Source organism: Candidatus Hinthialibacter antarcticus, from assembly GCA_030765645.1.
Classification (GTDB): Bacteria; Hinthialibacterota; Hinthialibacteria; order Hinthialibacterales; family Hinthialibacteraceae; genus Hinthialibacter; species Hinthialibacter antarcticus.
On the sequence record JAVCCE010000076.1, the window covers coordinates 96,014 to 122,250 of the forward strand.

The following is a 26,237-nucleotide window of genomic DNA, read 5'->3' on the forward strand; positions in this document are numbered from 1 at the left end:
TACACTGAGATTTTTTGCAAGCGGCGGTTTTTTTATTCCCGTTTGATGGCGCAGCCAAACGCGGGAAAGTGGGGAACCGCCGGGGCTTTATTTTGCAGCAGAGATTCGAGCGCGTTGATGACGTAGTGCTGGTCGGCTTTGTCTGGATTGTGGTTATTGTCGATTGCGCCAAAGTAGTGAAGGCGTTTATCTTGACCGATGACGAAGGCTTCCGGTGTTTTGCTTGCGTTGAACTGGTCGGCAAGCATATTGCCGTAGTCTTTCAGTACCGGGTAGGCGAGCGCATGTTGTTTGTGATACGCCAGGATGTCCGTTTCTGAATTTGCGGCGTTTGAATCGACGACCCAGAATATAACATTTCTCGGCTGATAGGCTTGATACAGGTTTTGCAGGCGTTCTTCGTACACCCGGGAGACGGGGCAGTGAAAGTTCCAAAAGTATACGACAATGATGTTTTCACCCAGCATTTCGCCCAGGTCGTGTAGTTTGCCCGCAACGTCTTTTAAGGCGAACGGTTGGACCTCATCGCCTAACTGGTAGGGCGGCGAGGCGGCTGCGACTTCTCCGGCGGGTTGGGCGGTGCCAGTCAATGCGATGAACAGTGCAAAAAAAACAGAGAAAAATAGGCGGAGAAAAAACATCAATGCCTCCTGAAAATAACTGCCTTATTGAGTATAAAGATATTGTAAGTATAAGGCAAAAAGATTTGCGCTGAATTTGAACATACAATACGTGATACGCGTTCAACAATATATATTGAATATGTATGAGGAGTTGGTCATGGAACTCAAAGGTAAAGTTGCAATCATTACTGGCGCCAGCAGCGGCATCGGTTGGGCCATCGCGGAAAACTTGCACGAAGCGGGCGTTCAATTGGTGCTGACCGGGCGCCGCGCGGAGCGTCTCGAAGAACTGGCGGCAAACCTGAACGGCGCTATGACCATCGCGGGCGACATCGCCGATGCGGGCATGCCGGGGCGTCTGTTGGACGCGGCCTTGGAGCGTTTCGGGCAATGCGACATCGTGGTGAATAACGCAGGCGTAATGACGGTCGGCCCCATCGAAGACATTGATATTGATGCGGTATGCAAGATGGCGCGGATCAACGTCGAAGCCGTCTACCGGATGGCTTATGTCGCGCTCAAGCACTTTAAATCAACCGGCAGCGGATTTTTGTTGAACCTGTCGAGCATTCTCGGAACCAAGGTGCGTCCCACCACCGGCGCCTACGCGGGTACGAAATACGCCATTGAAGCTTTAACTGAAGCGCTGCGTATGGAACTCGCCAAAACCGATATCGGCATTGCTTGCATCGAGCCGGGTTTAGTGAAGACCGAACTTCATCGCGAATGGGATGTTCACCCGACGGAGGCGCTTGATATCCCCCGGGCGTTAAAGCCGGAAGACATTGCGCGTATGGCGCGTTTTATTTTAGAGCAGCCGTCGCATGTCCGAATTCATCGGTTGTTGACGTTGCCGACAGACCAATCAATATAGGCTAGCGCTTGTCTTTCTCTTGAAAGGCCATCCGGTTTTGTGATGGGTCGGGCGGCGGTCTTTCATTTTCCGGCTGCTCTGTTGTTTGCGTCGCCGTGGGGATGGCCTCAATGGGCTTGGGTTTTAGATCGTCGGGTAGTTCTTCTTCAAGGCGCTTTGCGATATTGGTGAGCGAATTGAGCGCAACGCGCTTTGCTGCAATGATTTTTTCTAATTTCACCACTTCATCGAGTTGATGTGTGACGGTCTTGCGCAACACGTTTATATTCGCCGTCTGAAGCGCGGATATGTTTACGTTATAGCCTATGATGTCTCTTGCGCTGTCTTGTAACAAGTTGATCTGCTGAAGCACTTCTTCTAAAAACTCTGCGTCACCGCTTGATTCGGCGGCGGTTTTGGCGAATTGAAGAATGTACGACTTACATTCTTCCAACACATGAATCTCGATTGACAAAAGCGATTTCCAGCGGTTGACCAAATTGATGCGGGTCAAAAGAACCTGATGCTGATTGGAAACCAGATCGGAAAGGTCGCGAGCAGACGCGCTTTTCAGTTGAGTTGGCGGTTAAATTTTCCATATTCTACTGGAGAGCGCGAGGCATTCATTTTGTCCTGCAAACCAAGGATTTCGCGTATTGATTTTTTGCTTTCCAGTTCCCGAACTCTTCGTTGAAATTTATCAAGATTTGATGCGTATTTATCTGCCGATTGGATGACCTGGTTTGATTGTATCCATTGGATGCGGGTTTCTGCTTTGAGTTGGTTGGCAGAGATTGAAAAATCTTTCATGAAAGTTGATACGATATCAATTTCATGTTTCATCCCGTCGATGATGCGTTGTCCATCTCCATTGGCTAAAGTCTCAAGATGTTTTCGAATATCCACAGGTGTTATTCCTCAAAAAACTTTGACCCATCAATACATGATCATCTTACCTTACTTTTAAGGTGATTGAATAGTCTTTTGTCGGTTTTGCAGTCTATTTGTCTGTAATCGGTTAGTGATAAATGTATCCATAACCTGTAATGCAAAAGGTTACTTATACATTTTGGGTTACAAGGAGAATGGATAAATCCAAATGGACTTATGCGCAATACGGAAGTCATAATTGTAACTTAGATTTATATGAAAGAGTTGATAATTTATTGTCATTGTTCAAGATAGAATTCTTTAAATGTTATAAACATATACTAGATTCAAACTAAGATTAAATGGGTGGATGTAACTCTTTTTTTTCAACATGTTATTTTGGAGCACATTTTGCTCTTCGCTCTTCTCAGTAATAATAATCAGGTGCTTGGAGCCGATTTTATGACGACGCCACAGCATTCAAACCACTCAGGAGAAAAGACATGTTAAGCTGGAAGAACATTAGACTCAGTGGAAAGTTCATCATCGGTTTTGGAGTAGTAATTGTGCTTTTAATCATTGTTGCTGGACGATCCTATTTCGGCGTTAGTGGCATTGTAGACAATGCGAAAGAAGTGATTTCGGGCAATAAACTTAGAGGCGATATTTCTCAGCGGATTGTCGATCACTTAAACTGGGCGTCTGAAGTTAGCGCATTTCTTAACGATGAAAATGTGCATGAACTCAATGTCCAAATTGACCATACTCAATGTGCATTTGGGAAATGGTACGATAGTGAAGAGCGAACTCACGCTGAAGAACTTGTGCCTGAACTCAAACAAACGCTAGCCAACATCAGCGAACCCCATCAGCGCTTGCATGAGTCTGCCGGTAAAATCAAAGCTGTCTATCACGACGCCGATATAGAACTTGGAAACTTTCTACGTGAGATGAAAACGGCCCACTTAACTTGGGCGCATAGAGTCAAAGATGTATTTGTTGACAATACTTTGACTACGATCCAAGCCGAGATGGACCCCCATCAATGCGCATTTGGAAAGTGGCTCTATTCAGCAGAAGTCGAGACGCTCAAGCAACAAGACCCGGCCTTTGCGGCAGCCGTTACGCAAGTATATGAGCCTCATACCAAGTTACATGAAAGCGCAGCCGTTATTCAAGAAATGCTCACGAATGGAAAGAGAAGTGAAGCGGCGGCCTATTACATGGCCAATACTGAAACTGGGGCTAGTCAAACCTTAAGCGCAATTGACAATATTTTAGCGTGGCACGCTCAGAGCGTCGATGGCTTAAACCAAGCGCGCCAAATCTATGCGCAGGAGACCACAACTTCGTTGAATGAAGTTCACGAGTTATTAAATAAAGTGCGCTCGACTGTCGCCGATAACGTGATGACCGATGCGGCGATGTTATCTTTGGCCGGGAGTACGCGCTTGCAAGTCATTGGATTTAGCATCGTAGCCGTCGTTGTCGCAATCATTTTGGCGCTGGTAATCTCGCGTGGAATCGTAAAACCGCTGTTGGTTAACATCAACTTTGCCGAACAAATCGCCAGCGGCGACCTGACTCATGTTCTTGAAGTGGACCGCAAAGATGAATTGGGAACTTTATCATGCAGTTTAAATGATATGTCGACCCGGTTGCGCGACCTGATGGTGAATATTCGCATGGCTTCTGAACAAGTGTCAGCTAGCGCGGAACAGCTATCCGGCTCTTCACAGGAATTAGCGAACTCCACGACCGAACAGGCGGCCAGCCTTGAGGAAACATCATCCGCCGTGGAAGAACTGACCTCATCCATTCAATCCAATGCCGAAAATGCACAAAAGACCAATCGCAATGCGTCAAACTCAGCGCTCGAAGCAGAAAAGGGCGGCGTTGCCGTGTCAGAGACAGTGCAAGCAATGAAAACCATTGCCGAGAAAATCACGGTTATCAATGATATTTCCGACCAAACCAACCTGCTTGCTTTGAACGCCGCCATCGAAGCGGCCCGCGCAGGCGAAATGGGCAAAGGGTTCGCAGTCGTAGCAGTTGAAGTGAGAAAACTGGCTGAACGCAGCCAACTCGCCGCCAAAGAAATTGGCGAACTCGCGACAACCAGTGTTGGCAAAGCGGAGAATGCTGGCAAAGTCATTCAGACTGTCGTCCCCGCCATTCAAGACGCCGCGCGTCTGGTGCAGGAAATTGACGCCGCTTGCGGCGAACAATCCAATGGCGCTATGCAAATTCGTCAGGCGATTGAACAATTGAATGCAGTCACTCAACAAAATTCCGCAGCGAGTGAAGAAGCGGCTTCCGCAAGTGAAGAACTGAATGCGCAAGCGCTTCAGCTGCAGGATATGATTGCTTACTTCCGCGTGAATGAGAGCGAACTGGCGAGTGGGGCCACTCCGAGCGCACCTTCTCCGGTTGTAAAACAATCTCCACTCAATGGCAAGCCGACGGCCTCAGTAAATCGCTTGCAAGAAGTGTTTGAAAAAACCGAGGAATTTCAGCCGATTCAATAACAACACAACTGAAAATTATCGTCTGTAAAATGCGCCTACTTTTACACAAAGTGGGCGCTTTTTTTTATTAACGCTGACATCCTTCTATAAATCGCTTATATTAGTTATGTTAGGTGATTATGAGCGAGATGAGTGACAGATTGAATTAAAGGGGATTTTAACCAGTGTATTTTTCTTCTCTAAAGCGTGTATTTATATCTACTTTTTTATTGATTGCGGCGGTCAGCGTTTATGGCGACGTCATCATCAACGAAATAATGTACAATCCTCGCAGCAACGGCAATGACGCGGAATATGTCGAATTATATAACCGTTCAGATTCTGCGGTCGATCTGTCTGGCTGGCAGTTCAGCGACGGCATCAGTTTCACTTTCCCTTTGGGAACGCAAATCGCCGCGAAGAGATATATCGTCGTTTGCCGCAATGAATTGTTCGTCCGTGATTTTTACCGACTTGATCCGGCAATGGCGACGCTGGGGAATTATGCGCCGTCGGGTCTCTCAAATAGCGGTGAGACGCTTACGCTGCGCGATATCAACGGCTTGCTGATTGACCGCGTAGAATATAATGATGCAGCGCCCTGGCCGACTCCGGCTGATGGCAACGGTTCGTCGCTGGAGTTAATGCACCCGCAGACGGACAACTCAAACGCGACCTATTGGGCGCCCAGCATCCGTCCCACTCCAGGCCAGGCGAACAGCCAACTGCTTAGCAGCATCCCGCCGCGCTTCGTTTCGATCCAGCGTACGCCGCAAATTCCCGGCTCCGATTCGCCGATTTCTGTTGTTGTTCAATTTGAAGAAGGCGATGTGTTGCAAGAGGCGACCCTTTCATACATCGTCAACAACGGCAGCCAACAAAATGTTCCCATGCAAGCGAACGGCAACGTGTTTAACGGCGAGATTCCCGCGCAGGCCGACGGCGCGTTTGTTGAATATTGGGTCACGGTGATTAGCGAACAAGGCTTTGGGTTAACGCTGCCAGTGGGGACGGTTGAAAACCGTTACGTCTATCGCGTCATGCAGGCATTGCCCGAACCCGGTTCGGTTGTCATTAACGAAGTGATGTATAACAATCCGGTCGCATTTGAAGACGACCGCGAGTTTATCGAGTTATTCAACCCCGGCGCTGCAACGATTGATTTATCATTTTGGAAATTGCGCGACAGTAACGACGATAATTTTTATACGCTTCCTGTTGGAACCAGCATTGCCGCCAATGGATTTCTTGTCATTTCCAAGCGCAAAGAGGCTGGATGGCCTGACCCTGTTCTAGAGAATTTATCATTCTCATTCGGCGACAACGGCGATGAAGTGCGCCTGTTTGATCCCAATGACCGTTTAATTGCCAAGGTTGAATATAACGATAGCGCAGAGTGGCCGGTGGGTGCTGACGGCGAGGGCGGCAGTCTGGAATTGCTCCAGGCTTCGCGCCCGAATAATGACCCAAACAACTGGGCGGTTTCTGCCAATGGCGGTTCGCCGGGTCGCGCCAACGTCCGCGCTGTGAATGACTCGGCTTATGCGGATTACGACATCGTCATCAACGAAATTTTTTATCACCCGCCCAACGAAGAATACGACAATAACATTCGCCTGGAATATATCGAATTGTATAACCGGGGCGACAAGCCCGTTGACGTCAGGGGATGGCGGTTTACAAGAGGCGTCGAATTTTCGATTGCTGAGACCACAGTCATCCAACCCAAAGGGTATCTTCTGATTGATAAAAACCCGGGCGATTATGCGAATATCACCAACCGTCGCGGTGGTTTTGCTCTGACGCTCGACAACGGCGGAGAGGCGATTGCGCTTACCAGTGACGACGGCGTTGTGATTGATTACGTTGAGTACGCTGATTCGTTCCCGTGGCCGACGCTGCCTGACGGCGAGGGGCGTTCGCTGGAATTAATCGCGCCCTTTGGCGACAACCGCGATGCGCAATATTGGGCCAATGGGCGCCCTAACAGCCCTGGTAAAGCCAACCATGCGATTCTGACAAATGCGCCGCCGCGCATCACCGATGTTCAACATACGCCGGAGCGGCCTGTCGCATCCACCGTCGATTCGGATGTGGTGTTCACCACTGTTGTTGAAACCGGCGATCTGTGGAGAATCTTCAAAGGTACCGAGCAGCCCCCAAATAATTGGAACGCGCGGAGTTTTAACGCATCCAGTTGGGAGGAAGGCCCCTCTGGCATCGGTTACGGCGACGGCGACGACGCAACCGAATTATCGGATATGCGGGACAATTATCAGAGCGTGTATATTCGTACGGAGTTCACGATTCAAAATCTGAACCGCGTTGATAGCATACTTTTCAGTATTGATTACGACGATTCGTATGTCGCGTATTTAAATGGGCAGGAAATATCCCGATCCAATGTCAGCGGCAATCCGCCCAGTTATACGACTTTCGCAAACGCAAACCACGGCGCCAGCGTTGACGACGGCGCAGGCGCTATCGACCAAGTCGACATTACGAGTTTTCTGCCTTTGTTAGTGGAAGGGACAAACGTCCTCGCCATTCAGGGACACAACGTGAATTTAGGCAGTTCTGATTTTTCGTTGATCCCTCAATTGGCGGTGGGGCGCGCGTTTACGCAAGGCGAAGAGATTTCTGATTCGATTGTAATTGAAGCCCAGGTTCGCGATTCGGACGGCGTCGATAGCGTTACGCTTCAATATCAGCGTTTGGCGTCGCCCGCCGGAGTCGGATTGTTTGTCGAAGATTGGAAATCAACGCCCATGTTTGACGACGGCGCCCACGGCGACCGTTTCGCCAACGATGGGCGCTATGCAGTCATCTTCACCGATATTGAAACGATCCAACCGAATGAAGCCTGGCGATATCGAATCGCCGCTAAGGATGCGAGCGGCGTTGAAGCGTTGCGTCCGCTGCAAGATGACTCCATGCGCAACTATATCTTATTCGTCAACGATGCGCTGGAAGAAGTCGCCTACCCGACCATCAAACTCTACGCCGAGCAATCCACGTTAGCGTTTTTAACGCGCAATCCCGACACCAATCAGGAACAGCCTTGTATTGCCGTCATTGACGGTAAGCCATTTGATTTATTCTACGGCGGCGGCGTCCGTTTTCGCGGCGACGGCTTGCGTAATAATCCCAAGAAAAACTGGAAGATCGTCTTTCCAAAGGGAGAGCGCTATAAGGGCCAGCGCGCGTTGAACCTAAACGCCAATAATCACACCACGGCTTTGCTCGACGGCGAGTCGGGCGTGTTGGAGCATTTGGCCTATCAGGTGTTTGAAGACCTCGGCGTGACCGCGCCGGATACCAAGCATGTGCGCATCATGCTCAACAATGAATACATCGGCCTCTATTTGCAGGTCGAGCAAGTGAACGAAGATTTTCTATCAGAACACAATCTGGCGGATGAAACCGATATATACAAAGCGGGCGTCGGTTCCCGCCGCGCGAACATGGCGCGCGAGCCGGACTTTGATACGTATGTTTTGAAATATGAAAGCATGTTGCGCCGCGACAGTGATATCCAAACGCTGGTCGATTTTATTGAAGGCTTGAATGACGCCGAAAACCTTCCTGCGTTCTTTGCGCAAAATCTCGATGTTGAGTCGTATGTCAACTATTTATGTGCGATTGCGTTGACCACCCATTTTGACAGCGTCGAGAAAAATTATTTGCCGACGCGCGGCGCCGACGGACGTTGGAAAATTGTTCCAATCGACGCCGTGAATACTTGGGGATTGACCCTGACCAATATGGCGTTCCCGCTGGCGTCAGATTTCGATGTGTTGGACGGCGCGGACTCCGGTCGCTTTTTTGGAACGAATGTTTTGCGCAAAAAATTCTTGAGCGTTCCTGAGTATCGCGCAATGTATTTTGAGCGCTTGCGTTCGCTGGTTGAAACCTATTTCACGAATGACAATCTTAATACTCTGATTGATGCCTATTGGACATTCATCCAGTCGGGTATGCAAGAAAACAAAGACCGCTGGGGTTCCGCAGTCAGTTTGAGCAGCATCCCATCGCAGCTGAAGACATACATCGCAGAGCGACGCGCGTTCATCATGGCGGACACGGACGTGTTCCCGACGGGCCGTTCCGTCAAGCCTGTGAATAACGCGCCCGCAAACAATGCTTCGCTAAATAACCGCACGGTGACGCTTCGCGTTAATCAACCGTCTGGGCAAACCATTGTCGAAACCGAATGGCAAATTGATTTCGCGTCAGGGCTTTTCGTAAAACCCGTTTGGTCAATCAAAGTTCTGCCAACCAGTAATGCAAATTCATATTTACTGCCCGCAGGCGTGTTGGCGTCTGGCGGACAATATAAGTGGCGTATGCGCTGGAAGGTGAAAACGGGCGCCGACGGTGAAGTGCAGGCGTGGTCAGACTGGTCGGATGCAACGCAGTTTACTATGCAGAGCAGCCTTGCGCCGCCGGACGTTCAAAATGTAGTCGTAACCAACTTTGATAGTTCAGCGCGTTTCGAGTGGGATCCAATGCCTGCCAGTGATTTGCTTCGTGTGGATATTTTTGATCTGGACGGCGAGATTATCGAATCAACCTCCGCTGACGACAATCGCGTTCGCATCACCGGCTTACTGAATGGACAAACTCATCGCTTCCTGGTTCGCGTGGTATCAACCGACCTGCAAGTTTCGCCCGGCGTTTTGGTTGAAGCAAAACCGTCCGGCCCGCCTGCGGACGGACAAGTGATTGCGTATTTCCGCTTTGAAGGCAATGCGCAAGACCAGAGTGGCAACTTTACAAATGGAATGCTCATGGGCGATGCGCAATTTGCTTCACCTGGATCGCGCAACCCGGTGCCGCAGACCAACGAGCAAAATCAACAGGCGTTAAATCTCGGAGGACGGACAGGCGCGGGTTTCCAATTTGGTTCCACCGAAGCCTTGTTGGACGTTGCCAAGACGTTAACCGTTGAATGTTACGCGAAGTTTGATGAACCGACGGGCCAGATGGTTTTGGTTGATCGTTACGACGACGCCAACGCTTCGCAAGACGGCGTGTGGCGCTTTGCTGCGGGCATGAACGGCGACAGGTCGCTCGACTTTATTCTGAACGATGAAGACCGCAGCAGCGGCTATTTTGGACGCTTGCATATTTCCGCCCCGGCGACCATTTGGAGCGACGGCGAGTTCCATCATTATGCGGCTGTCGTCAATCTGGATTCATCGAGTTTTCAAGACCGCGTTCGCTTATACCGCAACGGACGGCAAGTACCGTCGCAGATTATTCATGACGATGGTGAAAGCCAGTACAACCGCTTCCGCAATCAGAGCGACTTGCCGATCTTGATTGGCGCGCGCCGCGTCGCGGGCGTCGGCACGGTGGATGTTTTAAAAGGCAGCATCGACGAAGTACGGCTGACGGCGGCGGCGTTAGAACCGCAGGCGTTTTTGAATCCGCCCGACCCATCGGTTGATGAATGGGCGCTGTATTAGATGCTCCCATGCCGGAAACTGAAAGTTGTTTTACGAAAACGGCCTGCAGAAATGCAGGCCGTTTTTTTGTGCGATGAAAAGTTGAGTGGCTTACACGATATCAGGCACAACATATTTGCCCCGGTATTTTCGCGTCAGAAATTCATTGGCGTAATCATTATTGATGAAGCGTTCGCGCATGGGATCGAATTCTAACTTGTCTTGCACACGGAAGGCAATGTTGCCTAAGTGGGCGATGGTTGACGACATGTGGATGGTTTCGACCGGGCCGTTCTGGTCGGACATTTTGCGGCTGCGCACCGCTTTATGGAAGTTGGCGAAGTGGTTGCCGCCTGCGTTGCCTTTCGGGCCGGGTTCGCGCTTGTCGCCCAGGTAGGTTTCAAAACTGCTATAGCCTTTGATGACCATGTAGCCTTCTTTGCCATAGAAGATGTTACCAACGGTGGCGCCGTCTTCGGTATTGGTGCGCCAGGGGCGGGTTTCAAACTGAATCATCTTATTGGCGCCGGTGTATTTGTAGAGAGTCGAAAGCAGTTCCGGCGTTTCTTTGTCGTCGTCCCACAAAAACTTGCCGCCCATTGCAGTGATCTGGTCAGGATGCGTATCGACGCCTAATCCCCACAGACACATATCGGTTTCATGAACGCCCTGATTGCCTACGTCGCCGTTGCCGAAATCCCAATGCCAGTGCCAGTTGTAGTGGACGAGGTTTTCTGTGTAGGGGCGCCATTCCGCCGGTCCCAGCCACAAGTCATAGTTGATGTGTTCCGGTGCGAACTTCGCGGGTTTTTTCCCAATTGAGCCGCGGGTGCGGAAGCAAAGGCCGCGAGCGAGATAAACGTCGCCGATCACGCCTTCACGCAATAACTTCACGCCTTCTTGCAGCGCTTCTGAACTGCGCAACTGGACGCCGTGTTGAACGATGCGGCGGTATTTATAAGCCGCTTCGATCATCTTGCGGCCTTCGAATACGTTATGCGAGCCGGGCTTTTCGACGTAAACGTCTTTGCCCGCCTGACACGCCCAGATGGTTGCCAGCGCATGCCAGTGGTTGGGGGTCGCGATGCTGACCGCGTCGATGTCTTTGTCTGCATAGGCTTGACGCATATCGACGACGGTTTTGACTTGCTTGTTGTAATCTCGTTCAAATTCGTCAGCGCGTTCTGCGAGGACTTCTTCGTCAATATCGCACAGAGTGGTGACTTCGACGTTTTCAGCGGCTTGATGGCCGCCGATGTGCGACTTGCCGCGCCCATTGAGGCCGATGACGGCCATGTTGATGCGGTCGTTGGCGCCCGCCCACGATTTTGATGTCCCGATTAACGAGCCTGCGGCCAAGGCCGCGCCGCTTTTCATAAAGTTTCTGCGTACGACGTCATTCATGGTAGTCTCCCCGGGTTCAGTGTTAAAAAAAAACAATGCGCCTGGCGCGATTCGAACGCGCGACCTACGGATTAGGAATCCGGCGCTCTATCCTACTGAGCTACAGGCGCTTGGCTATAATCCTACTGAATGCCGCCGGACGATTCAAGCGAAGGCGTTGGCATTCAGTGAGTCGAGTTGAATTAACCACTGTACATTTCTTTGGGAGAAACTCTGTGAAGGAATTAATCGTTTTTAATCCCTATCTAGAACAGGTCTTTATTTTAGGCGTGTATCTGGCGCTGGTGAAATTGTTATTTCTAATCATACGCTTTGTTTTTCAATCCGTCTTAAAAATTTCCCGTCATTCAATCCCTGCAAACTTGTTCTTATTCTTCGCGCGGCTCATTGGCTGCTCGTTTTTCTTTGCTGTTACATTTCATCTATTGAAACGGTATGAATTATTCGGCAATGCGGCATTGTTATGGTTCATCTCATTGTTATTCATCCTTCTTTATTCGATTAGCGACGTGATGCCCATGCGCGAAGCCTGGTCATATACGCGCAACGGCCCATTGATGAGCCGGGCGTATATTGATGTATTTCATCCATTGGTTTCGATGCTGTTATTGCCTGCGGGAGTCTGGCTTATTTCGATGATGCCTTCAATCTCATTAGAAATGATTGCAGTGCAGCCAAGCCGCATCATGAATTTGATTGCTGGTTTAATTACGTCTTTGACGAAGATGAAAGGAGACCAACTGGTTCAAATTGAACAGAATATCACGATTGCTTTTTACTCCATTTTTTCATTCTTTCTTATTTTTCATCTTATGCGCAGCGTGAATTCTATTCGTGATTATTGCGCCAACTTTTTCGAAGTGATCCGTGGACAAGAGCCTGACCCCGAACTCGCATCAGCCCTCGCGAATCCTGAAGTTTCAGATGCGACTCAGCAAGAGAATGAAGAAACCGTTTCGAATGATGACAAACCAAAAGAGTGAATTAAGTTTTTGATCGCCGTTTTATTTCTTGATAACGAAAACAAGTGGTTGTGTGATCGTTGACCATGCCGACCGCTTGCATGAATGCATAGCAAATGGTGGTTCCGACAAAATTGAAGCCGCGTTTTTTGAGGTCTTTGCACATTGCGTCTGAAACAGGCGTGTTGGCGGGAACGTCTTTCAACGCTTTCCATTTATTTTGTATTGGCTTGCCGTCGACGAATCCCCAGATGTATTGATCGAACGAACCATATTCATCTTGGATTTTGAGAAACGCCTTGGCGTTTTGTACGGCGGAATTGATCTTCAGCTTGTTTCTGACAATGCCCGGGTCGGCGAGCAACGTGTCGATTTTCTTTTGGGTATAGCGCGCGACTTTGTTGGGGTCGAACTGGTCGAAGACCTTTCGGTAATGGGCGCGTTTATTCAAAATCGTGCTCCAACTCAGCCCGGCTTGTGCGCCCTCGAGAACCAGAAATTCAAACAACTTCTGGTTGTCATGCAGCGGAACGCCCCATTCTTCATCATGGTATTGAATGTCTAACTCAGATTTCGCCCATTCACAACGGGATGTCTTGCTCATTGAAAGTCCTTTTCTTAAACCAAGAATTTCTCCATTGGTTTTGTTTCGCCATGATTCTTGATATAAAATCGAAATTACATGTTACTATAAAAAATCGAACTTGAATGATGAAATGGAACGCAGATGAGAGCCGAAGACGATGCGGTATTGGTCTATTCTACTGAATCTGGCCCATCGCGCCAGAATAAAAATAAACGGGACAAAAATTCGACGTCAGGGAAGCAGAAGCCCGCGCATCCCAATGACGGGGTGGTGCGCGTCGCCCGCGAAACCAAAGGCCGCAAAGGGAAGGGCGTTACGTTGGTGACGGGGCTGCGACACTGCCCGGATGAATTGAAGAAGATCGCTAAGCAACTCAAACAGATGTGCGGCAGCGGCGGCGCCGTGAAAGACGGCGTGATTGAAATCCAGGGCGACCACCGCGATAAGATTGCTGAAGAACTTACTAGACAGGGTCATACGGTTAAAAAGGTCGGCGGGTGAGCATAGTTTTGGCGGGTGGCGAGCCAAGGCCGAAGACCAGCCCTTGATGTAAGAGAATTGATACGGCTTGGGTGCATCTCTCTTCGCTTCGGTGCGGGCTTTTAGGCCCTTTTGCACAGGTGCTCACAGAGATGTCCCCCAAGCCTTGATTCACCCAGGGTAGGGTGGGCTCGTTCGACGAAGGCGAACAGCCCACCAAGCAATGTTTCAAATTATGAAAATGATTATTTGAAAATTTTATTTAAGGAGAAAGCAGATGAAAGTTTGGTGGTGTAACCAATCAGAATGGTGGGAAAAAGAACATAACGAATCCCTTGTATGCAGCGTACCAGATGAAGGTAATTCTACTTTTAGAAAGACAGTCGAAAGTGTGAAAAAAGGAGATGTAATTGTCCATTGTGCAAAAAAAAAGGTAATAGCATTTAGTCAAGCTATGGAAGATGGTAAATGGAGGGAAAATAAAATTGATGGAGAAGGTTGGTGTTTTAAAACTGAATATTTTGATTTAAAAAAAAATCCAATACAAAAAGATAAATTCGTCCACATTCTTGAACCCGGCAAATTTACTGGTTACCCAATTAACAAGAACTATGATATTAATCAAGGATATTTTTATCCTTTCGATGAAGAAGGTTTAAGTGTAATCCTTCAATATGTTGATGAGCCAAAACCGTTACCTAAATGGCTTGAGAACCTCAAATCGTTCAAAGTTAAATTAGATGAAGTTTCACAAGAACTTGAAGAAGAATTTGACCCAAAATCCTCTAAAGAAGCTAAAGAGAAGGTAGAAAGAAGTATTCGATTACGTCGTGGTCAACCAAAATTCCGAGGTCTGTTATTACGATATTATAATGGTCGTTGTGCAGTTACAGGCTGTAATTTTGAAGGTGCTTTGGAGGCTGCTCATATTACACCTTATAATGGCGATAGAACAAATAATCCACAAAATGGCATCCTTCTTAGAGCGGACATTCATACGCTTTGGGATTTAAATCTAATCGCTGTAGACCCGAAAACCTATAAAGTGATAATTCATAAAGCTCTAAAAAAGACTGAGTATGAAAAGTTGAATGGAGCATCATTGACCTTGCCTAAAACAAAGAAATATTGGCCTTCAAAAGAGGCGTTATTGTATCAATTGAAATGTTTGAAAGAAAATATCAACTATTAAATTGTGGGCTGCTTCGCGAGCCCACCCTACCTCTATGCTAGAAAGGTGTTAAACAAACGATCAAGGCTGCGGCCTCTTGCTGATGACGTCCAGCCCGCGAAACCAAGCGGTCACAGCGCTTCGCCGTTTGGGTATTGCGTATTCTGTTACTCACTGCGGGAGCGTTTCATGACCATACGCATAGGGGCGCTTTTTTTAGCCGCAACCGGTTCTTTTTTCATAGCGGTCTTGGATTGCGTCTTCCTGACCTGTTCTTCAATCTTCCGGTTCATCTCCTCGTTGCTGTCAAAGCGCTCCATGGCCTTGGTCATCATTTGATGTTGAACGTCAATTAATCGCTCCTGGCTTTTGACGACATCCAGTTTTTTCTTGCGCTCCTCTACGTTGTTCAGGGCAAGCGCTTTCTTTTTCATCAATGCGTTATAGTCAGGCGAGTTCGGGTCGAGCGTTTCTGAAGTGGCTTCAATTTCATCGAGAATCCCTTGCAACTCAGCCATGCAACTTTGAAATTCTTCCTCGAACAATTCTCCCATATATTTCACAATATCTTTATGCAGTTTCAGCATGATGCGCTGGCGCCGCAGGATATTGTGCTGTTGTGAGAAAAAGCGTTTGAAATCTAACTGGGTGGAGCCGCGCGCCCGTGCATATTTCCCGATGCTTCCCCGGGTGTTTTGCAGCAGCGCCTTCAAGTGTTTCGGGTCCGTCACTCCAAGTTTGATATAGATCAACAAGCGTAAGTAGCGTGGCAGTTCAACCAGGACGGGGTATTTCTCAAAGTGGCTTTTAATGATGCGTTCGTCATCGCGAAAGTCGTCTAATACTTTTTCAAAGGATTGCTGGCTTCTGTCGTGACGCTCTTTGAAGTCTGTGGTCTGGCTTGTGCCGTTATATCCTTCTTTTGCCAGTTTCGATAAAAAATAATTGGTGATTTCAATCAACAGCCGCCCTGACATTTCGTTGTATTGCACAACGTCATAGGCCTGATCGACAATGCTGGTGAAAAATGGAAATAGGGGATGAGAGTCATCAATCTTACTTAATTTACGGCGGACGGAATGGACCTCTTCCGGTGTGAAGATCAGGGTAATTTCCTGGAAGCGGAACTTACGGATATTTTCATCGTCGGTTTCAATGTTGAAGAAATTTCGTAATAAAGTCCTGACTGTAATGACGCCTTCGGTCTTTTCGACGCACAGCTGGCTTTGAATGTCCATCATGGAGGTGAAAATCGCCGCGACTTCTTTGGGGCTTTTGTCTTGCACCTCTTTGCCGAGATTGTCTAGAATGTCGTGAATTTCTTTGCGCTTTTCTTGTACCGCCTGGTCTCTTTCTTTTTCTTCCTGCTCGTTTACTTTCCCAAAATCTCGGTCTTTGGTGGTATCGAATACAATTTCTCGAATCGCCTCGTGTAGATTTCCGTTCTTTTTGGCGATTTCAAGCAACTCGCGCGAGCTGGCATTCAGATCAGGCTCTTCAGGCGAATTTTGATCTAGTTCTGTATTTTCGGTGTTGCGTTCTTCGTCCTGGTTCAATGTCCCGGCCCCCGTTTCACTAAACCTTATTATACTCTCACTGCGATAATAAAATACAGATAAAAGCACTCATTTTTTTCTTTTCGTATTGACAGGAAGAAGGCGGCGTTGGCATTGCGTGGAGACAATCAACTCTGACGCATCGTTGGTTGGAGCGGGATTCGCATCGAACGAAAAAAAAGGCCCCGGAATTTTCCGAAGCCTTTTGGTCTGTGCGAAACGAAAGTGCGTCCCCAAGGGGATTCGAACCCCTGCTGCCGGCGTGAAAGGCCGGTGTCCTAGGCCTCTAGACGATGGGGACGTGGACGTTGATTTCGTTTAAGTGAGGCGTTTTCTGCAACCTGAATATTAATGGCGCAAGCGCCCAATTTGTCAACCAGAATAAGCGAACTTTTTGCGATATTTTCACCCGATGTAACTCATGGATTGAGCGATTATCGGCGTAAATACTTCTGATAGGCCTCTACCGCCAGCACGTCGCAGCGTTCGTTCTCAGGATGCCCGGAATGCCCCTTAACGTGCTCCCACGTGACCTGGTGCGCCTGGCACAGTTCGTCGAGCCGCTTCCACAGTTCATCGTTCTTGACGGGTTCAAAGCCGCCGCGGGTTTTGCGGCGCCAGCCGTTGCGCTTCCAGTTTTTCATCCACTCAGTCACGCCTTTCATGACGTAGGTGCTGTCGGTCACCACGCGGACGCTGGTGGGCCGGGTGAGCGTCGCCAGCCCTTCGATGACGGCGGAGAGTTCCATGCGGTTATTGGTGGTGTCTTCAGCGCCGCCGGAGGCTTCTTTCTCTTTGCCTGTCTTGATGTGGCGCATGACGTACGCCCAGCCGCCGGGGCCGGGGTTGCCGCTGCAAGCGCCGTCGGTATACAGGAAGACTTCTTCGTTTGCTGGATTCATGGTGCTCCTTTAAATAAGAAAATCGCCCCTTGCGGGGCGATTTTCGCTTGTGGTTATCTAAGGCGTCTCTCTAATAAAAATCAACGCCGACGGTTTGGTCTGCATCCAACGCCCGTTTGACTTTCTCAAGCGACTCAACGAAGTGAGCGTGAGAGTATTTATCAATCGAAGCCGCCGTCACCGCTTTACGGAGTGCGCCTTCAATGTTGTTCAATGAGCGCCAAGCCAGCGTACGCGCGTCTTCAGGCATACTGAATGACGGCTGCAGCGCCAAGCCAATCATGCGTTTCAAGTGATGGCGTTGCAACATGCGCTGATAGGGCGAAAGAACCGGGTTTTGATCGCTATAACCGGATGTATTTGATGTGTCGATTTCAATGACTGTTTTCCATACGCCTTTTTCGACGGAATCGAACAGTTCAGGCAACGTGAACTTGACGGATTCTTCGTTCGCTTGTTGTTCGTTGTCGAGAATATTCGAGACGGTGAATGGCGAGAACAAGCCGAACAGGATCGAGTCATAGATATTGCCAACCACGTTTACAATACGATAGTCGCCCACGGTGTCATTGAATGAACCCCAATGATACCAATTGACGTTGTTCACCATTTGCAGCATCTCCGGCGTGATGCCGTCGACGAAATGGTCGGTGAAGATTTCGTTGACAATAAAGTCAAGCGCTTCGCGTTGCTTGGCGGTGGATACCGGTTCGAGCGGCATCTTGCCCTCGACTTCGCCGCCTTTTTTGACTTTGTTGATGTGGGTGCCGCCGATGTAATACATGGCATCCAGGCCGGAATAGAAGTACTTGCCCGCCATGCGTCCAATGGCTTGGCGCATTTCGGTGTAATCGTCGCCGTCTTTGATGAGCGACGACATCTTGGGAAGCAATTCTTTAGCGATTTCTGATTCCTGCTTGAACCAACCCAACGGATCGTTGCTTAGGTCGAACCGTAAAATGCGCGGATCAATAGAATCGGCGTCTTCGTCGGTTCCGAAGGCGGTCTCGTCGATTTCCGCTTTTTCTGCGATTGCCGCCAACATCTTTTCTTCGGATGCGTCAGTCGCGGATGAGACTAATTTGTAGCCGTATTCAATCGCGAGGTAATCATACGGGCCAATGGTCGGTTCTGTGTAGTCGCCTTGTTCGACGCCGGGAGGCGCAAAGTTGACCGGGATGTAATCCATCACGCTGGAAGAAAGGCCTTTGCTTGCCGTGATCGCGGTGTTTTGCAGTTCATCCAGGCCGAGCATGGTGCTGCCTTTGAAGTTGTGGCGCAGGCCAAGCGCGTGGCCCATTTCGTGAGCCGCCAGCGAAAAGAGGTATTGATAGACGTATTTCTCTTTTTCTTCAGGGCTGACTTCGCCGCCGTTGCGCGCTTCCATCACAAGCAAGCCTTCTTGGTATTCATCAGCGAGTTCATGCGCGTAGGTGCAGCCCGCGTGTAACGGATGCGCTTCTTGGGGGCGCGGCTGATTCAACCAACGCGGATCTTTCATACGCTCTTGTACTTTTTTCGCAATATCAGGCTCGTAATAGGGGCGGCTGCGTAAAATGGAACGGATCGATTCGCCTTCGATTAAGAACCCGCCGCTGAGGATTTCTCCGCTGCGTGGGTCAAAGGCCCATTGCGCCATGCCTGAATAGCCCATGCCCAACGACTCGTTCCAATGGACGACGTTAAAGCGCGAGTCGGAGGCGTCCCAGTCGGCGTCGTCGGGTTGCTGTTTGACGACGACGGCGTCTTTAAAGCCTGCTTTTTCGAATGCTTTGTTCCATTCCAAAATGCCGTCGCGGATCGGAGCGCGGTATTGGGTTGGGATGGTATTTTGCAGCCACATAACAATCGGTTTGACTGGAGGCGCCACTTCGAGTTCGGGGCTGGCTTTCTTCAGGTCCCAGCGGTTGATGCCGCGAACGAAGTAGTCGGTCTCGGAGTCGTTGGCGAGGTCGATCTGGGCTTGCAAGAAGTAGCCGATGCGATAGTCAGGCTTACGGGCTGCGTAAGTCGGTTTCGGCGCTAGCGGTTGGATATTGTAAACCACTTCAATTGGAACACTGCGCGGATCAGGCATAGACAAAGCGTCGCCGCCTCCGCCGGAACGGTATTGATATTTGGTGGTGATGACCATGTTTTCCGGTAAGGCTTTGGTTTCTTTGACGTAACTATTTTGGCGGTCGAGACCATAGCCGCCGGGCATTCCCCGGTTTACCTGGAAATAGTCTGCCAGCAGAATCTTGCTCATATCAATGAGATACGCGCTGTTTTCTGAGTTGGTCGCAGAGTAGGGCAGAGCAGCGACCAATGAATCAGGATACTGTTTATCTAAGATTTTGGCTTCGGTCGAGCCGTCTTTGGCGGCGTAGCGCAGGTTGCGTTCGTAGATTTCAATGACCTTATCGCGTTGAGTGAAATAGAGAATGTTGCCGCCATAAATATATGGATTGCCTAGAAATGTGCCTGGTTTCACCATGAAGCCTTCGCCCAGGCCTTTGCCGACTTTGGCTGTCATCAGAAAATCTCTGCCCAATTGGTCGGGGCGAATTTCCCAATGCGTGGTGAGGTCTTCTTTTGTATAAACGGTAAATAGGCCGACGACCTTGGTGGCGTCTTTAATTTCTTCTTTGAATTTATCGGGCTTATCAGGTTTTGGGGACGTTTGACCGCCAGGAAGCCCGTTTGCTTTCGGTTTTTGAGATTTTTGGGTATCAACCTTGGCGCCTTCGGTATGGTTCAGGGTTGCGTTGATTGTGCCGCCCGAAATCGTGACATTCGAATTGATAAAGTTAAATTGGATGCCGCCGTTATCAATTTCGATCTGGTCGACTTCATTTTCGATTGCATCGCCAGAAGAGGACGAGTCGCCTTCTTCTAACTCGACTTTCACTTCAACTTCGACGCTGCCGTCTTCCGCTTCAACGCTGGTGGCGGATTCAACCGGATCGGCTTCATCGCCTGCGAACACAACGGCTGGCGCTGCTCCCATCAACAGAATTCCAATACAAACAACAATCCAATACGGTTTTAGCATGGAAAAATCTCCTTTAATGACCCTGTGTTCGCGCTCACATCAATAACAATCACAATGATAATTTTAGAACCCCGATTATAGCTGGAAAGACAAAGTTTTGGCTAGTGGAACATTTGTTGTCGCCCCTATTTATAAATTCTGCTCTAAAAATGAATTGAATTGAATCGCCAGGCGTTTTTGCGGACTGATACGATAGGATTTGTCAGTGAGCGTCCATGCGTGACTGCTGTGCGCTGAGAATTCAGGGAAACATCATATCAGAGGTTGATTTCATTGAGTTGGAAGAGTCGTCTTTGTTGGCTGCTTCCCAGTTGGTATGGGGGGCGTGATTTTGAATCAACCAACCATATAGCACGGCTCCGTAGGATTGATATTTCATTCCGCGCTTTTGGTAGAACGGCCCCAGCGCTTTTTGCAGCCGGGGCAAGTGATAAAACGGGACGCCGGGGAAGTAGTGATGTTCCAAATGGTAATTTGAATTGAGATAGACGAAATCCCAAAACCAACTGCCCTTCATCAGGGTTGTCCACTGGGCGGGGTCGTCGGGATTGATGGAGTAATGCTGTCCGACGCGGTTGATGGTGAACGCTATTGGAAAGATGAAGAAATAGGGAACGGCGTAGACTTTGAAGAACGTCCAAAAGCCCGTGAAAAAAATCAACAGCGCCATGATGCTGAGGTGAGTCGCAATCGTCGTCTTCCGCTCGAAGGCGACTGTTTGTTGCAACTCCGGTTTGTAGCCGCTGCATTCCTTCGCGGCGGCGCGAAAGTAGATCGGAAACAGCGCGGGCGTCATGTATAAGAACTTCACCCAGCGTTTGACGTTGCGCGGGGTGAGGTGGGCGCGTTTGGGGTCGTCAGTCCAGGAGCCAAGTTCGTCGTGATGGTCGAGGTGCCAGGTGGTGAATTGCGTGCGCGAGATGCCGCTGGGCAGGGCGTACATCCAACCCAATACGCCGTTCCAGAAGGGGCGGCGCTTGGCAAAGATAGCGTTGTGAATCACTTCATGAAGCAAGGTCGTAAAATCAAAAATGATAAACCCAATGAGAACCGAGCCTGGCAGCCAAGCCCATACCGCGTCGAAACTCGCCGCCAGCCAGATTCCGAACGCGAGTAGTAGGAGCTGACGCGCCACGGTGAGAAAGTGGCGCCATGCTTTGGGGCGGTGCAGTTCAACGAGCAGTTCATGCGTCAAAGCCTCGCGCAGGTCCTTGCGCAAATCGCCGATATGTTTGTAGTAATAGCGGTTTTTCTTTCTTACGGTTGACATAGATGAATTGTACAACCCGGGAGAGTGATTCGCAGGGGAAAATGATAGTAAATTGATTTGTTTGCTGATCGACCGAAGGATTTGGTACGACTCTCTTCGCTTCAGTGCGGGTTTAGTGCCCTGTTTCACAGGCGCTCTCTGAGTCGTCCCAGATTCTTCTATCCTTCATCGTAATTTATCAAAGGCTGGCCATTGGGTTTACCCTTGAGAACAATTCCCCTGTAATCCCAGTAGGGTGGGATGAATAAAATGAATCCCACCAATGAATCAACAAAACGTTTCATTGGTGGGTTTCGCTTCGCTCAACTCCACCCTACTTGATACGTTGTTTATGAATCAAAATTCTGTTGGATGATATTCATTTTCAATCAACAAACTTCTTGTATTGGCACAACGTATTAAAACCCAAGCCGCACGACATCGCCGAAACTGGTCAGCCCGTTGGTGGCTTCATAAAGAGGATGCCCGAACTTGCCATTCTGAAACAGGCTGAACGCCCCGTCCGGCCCGGCGGCGATAATGACATACGCGTCTTTGTGATTTGACAGCGGGCCTTCCCAGCCTTCGATGCTTTTGAAGTATTGAGAGACGAGTTGTGGATGGTTTTTGACCGGGTCCTGGTGAAGTTCGCCGTGCGCCCAAGCCCACGTTTGACCGTCGCCATACTCGGATTGAAACGGGTCTGCCAATGCCGATGTGGAACTAATATACGAGATCGGCGTGGTCAGATATTTATTCTGCCAGGCAGGATGTCCGCTGACATGCGGGATAAATTCGTTTTGGTCGAGCCGGTAGAGCATGTTCATATCAGCGAACGTCCGCTGGGTGGCTTGCGTTTTTGCGATCTTGGCGCGGATTTGCGCGTTCAAAAAATTGGGAACGGCAATCGCCGCCAGAATGCCGATAATGGCGACCACAATTAACAGTTCGATGAGCGTGAATGCGTTGATGGTTATGGTTTTCTTTTTCATAAACATAATCTTTTCTCCGAACTGTTAGGTGAGTATTTGTCTCTAAAATTAATCTTCAATCAAGCAATCGGCTTCCATCTCGACCAGCCATTCGGGGCTGAGCAATTCTTTGACGACCACCATGGTTGAGGCCGGGCGAATTTCGCTGAAAAACTCGCCGTGGGCTTTGCCGGCTTCTTCCCACCGGGCGGCGTCGGTCAGGTACATGCGGGTGCGTACCACGTTTTCGAGTTTGCCGCCTGCGTCGGTGATGGCTTTTTCGATGATCTCGAGGCAGCGTTTTGCTTGGCCGTGCATATCGCCGGGCGCGGCGGTTGTTCCGTCGGCGGCGATGGGCGCTGTGCCGGACACGGCGATGGTGTTGCCAATGCGGACGGCGCGGGAAAAGCCGATGCTGCCTTCATAGGGTGAGCCGGATGAAACCAATTTGCGTGACATGCTGAATGGTCCTTTGCTTTCAAAAATAAAAAAACGCCCCTTTGTCCACGAGGCGTTTTCAAGATGAGTGATGAAAGTGTAACTGTTTATTGGATTCCACGCGAGGAGAGAATTACGTCTCCCCGGCTGGTGAGGCCGTTGCTGGTGTGATAATGCAGCCCGCGAAATTCGCGCACGTCGCGCCCGGACGGATCGGAATACCAGGCTTTGTCGGGGCCGATGCCGCCCAGCGCCCATTCGCCTTCACGCAGCCATTCGTTACCGTAGAGGCGAGCGGTATCTCTCTTGAAGACGGGAAAATCATGGTCTTCGCGTGAATTTTCGGGATCGTTATCGAGATAATAATAATAAGGGCTGCCAAATTCCGGCCCGGTTTGAAATGGGTCTGCTGGTATCGACGAAAGATAAGCGATCGGGCTGGTGAGCGGCGCCAAGACGGCGTCTTTGCCGCGCGCTTCAAAATCAGGGCCTGCGCCGACCATATTGAACACTTCTTCCAGACGGCGGTGTCCAAATTCGTCGTCATCATCCCACCAGTCGACGGGAAGCACTCCCTTATCGAGGCGAAGTTGTTCGATGCCCGTCGCGACCGACCGCATGTCTGCGTAGCCGCGCGCGATTTTGGCGCGAATTTGCGCATTCAAAAAATTGGGAACGGCAATGGCGGCAAGAATGCCGATGATCGCGACGACAATTAGCAATTCAATTAACGTAAACCCTTTACTCGACATGCGCTGCCTCCCTCGTAAGAGTTACACCGTATAGTATTGCAAATATAACGAATAGAATCAATTTATAGTTTAGCGGGTATGTGAAAAGATGTCATGACGGCTTCAACTCATCTCATGTTTTTGTAATTCGTTTATCTATAAGATTAGGCTAAAATGTATTTCATTTTAGAAAAAAACAAGGAAACCTTAACATGTCGGATATAAAAGAAAAAATGACTGAAGTGATCCGATCGCAACCAGACGATGCGACCTATGATGAAATCATGCGTGAGTTGGCTTTTGAGCGCATGGTGCAAAGGGGCTTGGAAGATTCACGAAATGACCGTGTCATTTCAAATGAAGAGATGGGAAGCCTATTGGGGTTAAATAACTAATATCTATTATCTATACATAACGAGAAAAGAGTGCCAAGGGCAAGGTGGAGTGAAACGACGCCAGCCCTTGAGAGAAAACCTTGATCCCCCCCGGCGCTTCGCGCCACCCCCCCTTAAAAAGAGAGGCAAAAATCCTGGGCTCAGAGCCTTAAGTCAATGATGAATGTGTTAAACTACGCTTCACGCCATTGCTGGCGCAAAAATTCGACCGACTTCGGGATTTCAACCAGCGGCTCTTTTTGGGGGAAACATTCAAGGCTGCAAAAATGGCGGTAGCCGATGTCCTTCAATCCACGAAATCCATCGCGGAAATCACGGTCGTCTTGCCCCGGTAGCAACCGATATTGCCCGCCGCCAAGGTGGACGTTGTATAAATATTTTCTCGCAGCGACAAAGGCCGCATAGTCGCACGGCTCTTCAAGCCCCATGTGATAAAAATCGCCCATCATGGCGACGCCAGGATGATTGATCTCTTTGCAAATGCGGGCGAAGTCGGCGAGCTGGCGAAAATAAAGCGCCTCGTTACGATTGAGGGGTTCCAGCAGAACGCGGGTCCCGCATTGGTGCGCATGTTCGCCAATGACAGGCAAGACGGCCATCAGTGCTTCACGCGCCGGGCCGTAATAGAGTTGCGTCTGTCCGTTGAACGCCGGAACGACGATTAAGCCTTTGGGCGAAAATTCCGCAGCGGCGTCAAAAATGGTTTTGATCGAATCCATCGTTTTGCGGCGGATCTCAGGGTCTTCATGCACCAACACGCCTTCATAGCCCGAGCAGACCGCGCCGACTTCCAAATTACGAAAGCGAAGCGCGGTTTTGATTTCCTGGACGCGGTTGGGGAGATTGGCGCCGTCGAGTTCAATGGCGGCGAATCCCCATTCTTCCAAGCGGTCGAGTTTTTCCGCAAAGGTTTCGCCCGGGATGACGAACTCGCGTGACGCGAGGCGCAGTTCCGCTGGTTGCGTCCGATTGATGACCGGGTGCGTTTCTGACGCGGAAGCGTTTTGCGTCAACGCGGCGCCTGCGGCGGCGCTGCTATGGGTGATAAAGCGGCGACGGTCCATAAAGCGTCCTTAGTCTTCTTGCAGCCAGCGGGCAACATCCAGCGCGTGATAGGTGAGAACCATATCCACGCCCGCGCGTTTGAAACTGTTCATGATTTCGAGCACGGCGCGCTTCTCGTCCAGCCAGCCTTTTTCAGCAGCGGCCTTAATCATTGAATACTCGCCGCTGACATTATACGCCGCCAACGGCAAATCGAGTGTATTTTTTAAGTCGCGGATGATATCCAGATAGGGAAGCCCCGGCTTCACCATTAGGATGTCCGCCCCCGCTTCAACGTCGATACGCGCCTGCCGCAACGCTTCGAGGCGGTTGGGCGGGTCCATCTGGTGCGAACGGCGGTCGCCGAACGAGGGCGCTGATTCAACCGCGTCGCGAAACGGCCCGTAAAACCCCGATGCGTATTTGACCGCATACGACATGATGGGCGTGTAGATATGCCCCGCAGCGTCGAGCGCTGCGCGTAACGCTGCGATGCGTCCGTCCATCATGTCTGAAGGCGCGATGACGTCGCTGCCGGCGTTGGCGTGCATGACCGCTTCTTTGCAGAGAACCTCGACGGTTTCATCGTTAAGGATGCTTTCGCCTTCCAGGACGCCGCAATGTCCGTGCGAAGTGTATTCACACATACACACGTCGGTCATCACCACCAGCGATGTGCAACTTTTTTTTATTGCTTCGATTGCCTTGGCGATGACGCCATGCGGATCATAAGAGGATGAGCCTTTGGCGTCCTTATGGTCGGGAAGCCCAAACAAAATGACCGCCGGGACGCCAGCCTCTTCCACCCGCTTGCAGGCGTCGCCGATCTTGCCGAGGCCGTATTGAAAACACCCCGGCATGGATTGAATCGGCGTTTCAGCATTTTCTTCGCATGTGACGAACATCGGGTAAATCAAATCGTCTACGGAGACATGGGTCTCGCGCACCATGTCGCGGATACGCGGGTTCATGCGCAAGCGCCGGGGACGATGGAGCATCGGTTTTTGCATC

Annotated in this window: 21 protein-coding genes and 2 tRNA genes; 7 read left to right on the forward strand and 16 right to left on the reverse strand. The window is 49.9% G+C overall.

From position 1 onward, the window contains the following. Nucleotides 1-32: 32 nt before the first annotated feature. On the reverse strand, nucleotides 33-641 hold the full coding sequence (locus P9L94_20175; GenBank protein ID MDP8246412.1) for a redoxin domain-containing protein: 609 nt from the start codon (nucleotides 639-641) through the stop codon (nucleotides 33-35). 139 nt (nucleotides 642-780) lie between these two features. Between P9L94_20175 and P9L94_20180 the strand changes: the two genes are divergently transcribed. Continuing rightward, nucleotides 781-1,497 (forward strand): SDR family oxidoreductase, encoded by a 717-nt coding sequence (locus P9L94_20180; protein MDP8246413.1) that lies wholly within the window; start codon nucleotides 781-783, stop codon nucleotides 1,495-1,497. A 1-nt stretch (nucleotide 1,498) separates the two neighbouring features. On the opposite strand, the gene P9L94_20185 is transcribed toward P9L94_20180, so the two are convergent. Together P9L94_20185 and P9L94_20190 are read right to left on the reverse strand one after the other, a co-directional pair. Then, a complete protein-coding gene (locus P9L94_20185; GenBank protein MDP8246414.1) occupies nucleotides 1,499-1,990 on the reverse strand; it encodes a hypothetical protein in 492 nt (163 codons plus the stop codon). A 56-nt stretch (nucleotides 1,991-2,046) separates the two neighbouring features. Next, on the reverse strand, nucleotides 2,047-2,382 hold the full coding sequence (locus tag P9L94_20190; GenBank protein MDP8246415.1) for a hypothetical protein: 336 nt from the start codon (nucleotides 2,380-2,382) through the stop codon (nucleotides 2,047-2,049). 467 nt (nucleotides 2,383-2,849) lie between these two features. On the opposite strand from P9L94_20190, the gene P9L94_20195 reads away from it, so the two are divergent. Further along, a complete protein-coding gene (locus P9L94_20195; GenBank protein ID MDP8246416.1) occupies nucleotides 2,850-4,874 on the forward strand; it encodes a methyl-accepting chemotaxis protein in 2,025 nt (674 codons plus the stop codon). Between the two features lie 164 nt (nucleotides 4,875-5,038). Continuing rightward, on the forward strand, nucleotides 5,039-10,324 hold the full coding sequence (locus P9L94_20200) for a lamin tail domain-containing protein (protein ID MDP8246417.1): 5,286 nt from the start codon (nucleotides 5,039-5,041) through the stop codon (nucleotides 10,322-10,324). Between the two features lie 90 nt (nucleotides 10,325-10,414). On the opposite strand, the gene P9L94_20205 is transcribed toward P9L94_20200, so the two are convergent. Together P9L94_20205 and P9L94_20210 are read right to left on the reverse strand one after the other, a co-directional pair. Beyond that, nucleotides 10,415-11,707: a Gfo/Idh/MocA family oxidoreductase gene (locus P9L94_20205; GenBank protein MDP8246418.1), complete on the reverse strand. Its 1,293-nt coding sequence runs from the start codon at nucleotides 11,705-11,707 to the stop codon at nucleotides 10,415-10,417. A 36-nt stretch (nucleotides 11,708-11,743) separates the two neighbouring features. Next, nucleotides 11,744-11,817: transfer RNA gene (locus tag P9L94_20210), tRNA-Arg, on the reverse strand. Between the two features lie 105 nt (nucleotides 11,818-11,922). Between P9L94_20210 and P9L94_20215 the strand changes: the two genes are divergently transcribed. Next, nucleotides 11,923-12,690: a hypothetical protein gene (locus P9L94_20215; GenBank protein MDP8246419.1), complete on the forward strand. Its 768-nt coding sequence runs from the start codon at nucleotides 11,923-11,925 to the stop codon at nucleotides 12,688-12,690. Between the two features lies 1 nt (nucleotide 12,691). Here the strand turns inward: P9L94_20215 and P9L94_20220 are convergent, their stop codons facing one another. Next, nucleotides 12,692-13,273 carry a DNA-3-methyladenine glycosylase I gene (locus P9L94_20220; GenBank protein MDP8246420.1) on the reverse strand — a complete coding sequence of 194 codons (582 nt, stop codon included), beginning with the start codon at nucleotides 13,271-13,273 and terminating at the stop codon, nucleotides 12,692-12,694. Nucleotides 13,274-13,396: 123 nt separating this feature from the next. Between P9L94_20220 and P9L94_20225 the strand changes: the two genes are divergently transcribed. Continuing rightward, entirely contained in the window at nucleotides 13,397-13,756 is a 360-nt protein-coding gene (locus P9L94_20225) for a hypothetical protein (GenBank protein MDP8246421.1), read from the forward strand. Between the two features lie 256 nt (nucleotides 13,757-14,012). Further along, entirely contained in the window at nucleotides 14,013-14,927 is a 915-nt protein-coding gene (locus tag P9L94_20230) for an HNH endonuclease (protein MDP8246422.1), read from the forward strand. Nucleotides 14,928-15,073: 146 nt separating this feature from the next. On the opposite strand, the gene P9L94_20235 is transcribed toward P9L94_20230, so the two are convergent. The 8 genes from P9L94_20235 to P9L94_20270 form a co-directional block, all read right to left on the reverse strand. After that, nucleotides 15,074-16,462, reverse strand: coding sequence for a hypothetical protein (locus P9L94_20235; GenBank protein ID MDP8246423.1), 1,389 nt, complete (start codon nucleotides 16,460-16,462; stop codon nucleotides 15,074-15,076). Between the two features lie 228 nt (nucleotides 16,463-16,690). Next, nucleotides 16,691-16,763, reverse strand: a tRNA-Glu gene (locus tag P9L94_20240). A gap of 133 nt (nucleotides 16,764-16,896) precedes the next feature. After that, the gene (gene rnhA / locus P9L94_20245) at nucleotides 16,897-17,364 is read right to left on the reverse strand and encodes a ribonuclease HI (protein MDP8246424.1); all 468 of its coding nucleotides are present in this window, start codon (nucleotides 17,362-17,364) and stop codon (nucleotides 16,897-16,899) included. Nucleotides 17,365-17,434: 70 nt separating this feature from the next. Continuing rightward, complete coding sequence (locus tag P9L94_20250; protein ID MDP8246425.1) at nucleotides 17,435-20,398, reverse strand: zinc-dependent metalloprotease; 2,964 nt, start codon at nucleotides 20,396-20,398, stop codon at nucleotides 17,435-17,437. A 241-nt stretch (nucleotides 20,399-20,639) separates the two neighbouring features. Beyond that, nucleotides 20,640-21,668 (reverse strand): fatty acid desaturase, encoded by a 1,029-nt coding sequence (locus tag P9L94_20255; GenBank protein ID MDP8246426.1) that lies wholly within the window; start codon nucleotides 21,666-21,668, stop codon nucleotides 20,640-20,642. Nucleotides 21,669-22,066: 398 nt separating this feature from the next. Beyond that, entirely contained in the window at nucleotides 22,067-22,645 is a 579-nt protein-coding gene (locus P9L94_20260) for a type II secretion system protein (protein MDP8246427.1), read from the reverse strand. A 42-nt stretch (nucleotides 22,646-22,687) separates the two neighbouring features. Beyond that, nucleotides 22,688-23,077 carry a RidA family protein gene (locus P9L94_20265; GenBank protein MDP8246428.1) on the reverse strand — a complete coding sequence of 130 codons (390 nt, stop codon included), beginning with the start codon at nucleotides 23,075-23,077 and terminating at the stop codon, nucleotides 22,688-22,690. An 86-nt stretch (nucleotides 23,078-23,163) separates the two neighbouring features. Continuing rightward, a complete protein-coding gene (locus tag P9L94_20270; GenBank protein ID MDP8246429.1) occupies nucleotides 23,164-23,808 on the reverse strand; it encodes a prepilin-type N-terminal cleavage/methylation domain-containing protein in 645 nt (214 codons plus the stop codon). Nucleotides 23,809-23,999: 191 nt separating this feature from the next. Here P9L94_20270 and P9L94_20275 point away from each other — a divergent pair, with 191 nt between their 5' ends. Continuing rightward, nucleotides 24,000-24,182 carry a hypothetical protein gene (locus tag P9L94_20275; protein MDP8246430.1) on the forward strand — a complete coding sequence of 61 codons (183 nt, stop codon included), beginning with the start codon at nucleotides 24,000-24,002 and terminating at the stop codon, nucleotides 24,180-24,182. A gap of 173 nt (nucleotides 24,183-24,355) precedes the next feature. On the opposite strand, the gene P9L94_20280 is transcribed toward P9L94_20275, so the two are convergent. Then, the gene (locus P9L94_20280) at nucleotides 24,356-25,246 is read right to left on the reverse strand and encodes a sugar phosphate isomerase/epimerase family protein (protein MDP8246431.1); all 891 of its coding nucleotides are present in this window, start codon (nucleotides 25,244-25,246) and stop codon (nucleotides 24,356-24,358) included. A gap of 9 nt (nucleotides 25,247-25,255) precedes the next feature. Then, nucleotides 25,256-26,236, reverse strand: coding sequence for a porphobilinogen synthase (gene hemB, locus P9L94_20285; GenBank protein ID MDP8246432.1), 981 nt, complete (start codon nucleotides 26,234-26,236; stop codon nucleotides 25,256-25,258). Nucleotide 26,237 lies beyond the last annotated feature (1 nt).